Origin of the sequence: Microvirga tunisiensis, from assembly GCF_009296175.1 — a bacterium.
GTDB lineage: Bacteria > Pseudomonadota > Alphaproteobacteria > Rhizobiales > Beijerinckiaceae > Microvirga > Microvirga tunisiensis.
In genome coordinates, this window is sequence record NZ_VOSK01000790.1 from 1 (window position 1) to 1,226 (window position 1,226).

Annotated in this window: 1 protein-coding gene; it reads left to right on the plus strand. The window is 60.6% G+C overall.

Annotated features, from left to right (window positions below):
- Positions 1 to 120 precede the first annotated feature (120 nt).
- Positions 121 to 1,155, plus strand: coding sequence for an IS481 family transposase (locus FS320_RS43690; protein ID WP_152718690.1), 1,035 nt, complete (start codon positions 121 to 123; stop codon positions 1,153 to 1,155).
- Positions 1,156 to 1,226 lie beyond the last annotated feature (71 nt).

A 1,226-nucleotide genomic window follows, 5' to 3' on the forward strand; every position in this document is an offset into this window, starting at 1 on the left:
TGAAGTAGTTTGGACTTAATCTGACAGACGGTGTCGTTAGGCTGAGGCATGAGCCGAGGCCGGGCGCGGAGTGGTCGGGGTGCGCAGCGCCCGGCCTCGGGGTTCACAAGGAACATCGTCATGACCAACGAGCAGAAGATCATCCGCGCTAAGGTCGGCCTTTTGGAGCTGGCCAAGCAGCTCGGCAACGTCAGCCAAGCTTGCCACATGATGGGCTACTCCCGCGACAGCTTCTACCGCTTCAAGGAGCTCTATGAGACCGGCGGCGAGATGGCCCTGCAGGAGCTGACGCGCCGTAAGCCGCTGCTGGCCAACCGCACTCCACCGGAGGTGGAGGCCGTCATCGTTGAGCTGTCCCTGGAGCAGCCAGCCTTCGGCCAGATCCGCCTTGCCAACGAGATGCGCAAGCGCGGCCACTCGATCTCGCCGGCTGGCGTGCGCGGAGTGTGGCAGCGGCACGATCTCGAGACGATGAAGAAACGGCTCAAAGCCCTGGAAGCGAAGGTCGCGCAGGAGGGCCTGATCCTGACCGAAAGCCAGGTGGCGGCCCTGGAGAAGGCAAAAGCTGAGAAGGATGCTCACGGCGAGTTCGAGAGCGAATGCCCTGGCTATTGTGGGGCGCAGGACACCTTCTACGTCGGCACCATGAAAGGAGTTGGGCGGATTTACCAGCAGACCTTCATCGACACCTACACCAAGGTGGTGTTCGCCAAGCTGTATGACCGCAAGACCCCGCTTACCGCCGCCGATCTGCTCAACGACCGTGTCCTGCCGTTCTTCGATGCCCACGACGTGAAGCTCTGTCGGGTGCTCACCGACCGCGGCACCGAGTACTGCGGCAATCCCGAGCGTCACGAATACGAGCTGTATCTCGCCGTGGAGGATGTGGATCACACCCGCACCAAGACCAAGAGCCCGCAGACGAACGGCATCGTGGAGCGCTTCCACAAGACGGTGCTGGACGAGTTCTATCGCGTGACGTTCCGCAAGAAGATCTATGGCTCGATTGCGGAGCTGCAGCTTGATCTCGATGCTTGGGTGGCGAGTTATAATGAGGAGCGGCCGCACCAGGGCCGGTGGTGCTTTGGCAAGACGCCAATGCAGACCTTCCTCGATGCAATCCCGTTAGCGAAGGAGAAGATGATCGCCGCTTGAAAACATCATCGGACAGATGAGCCCGACCAACTCTCGGACGCCAAATGTCAGATCAAGTTCCAGCTACTACA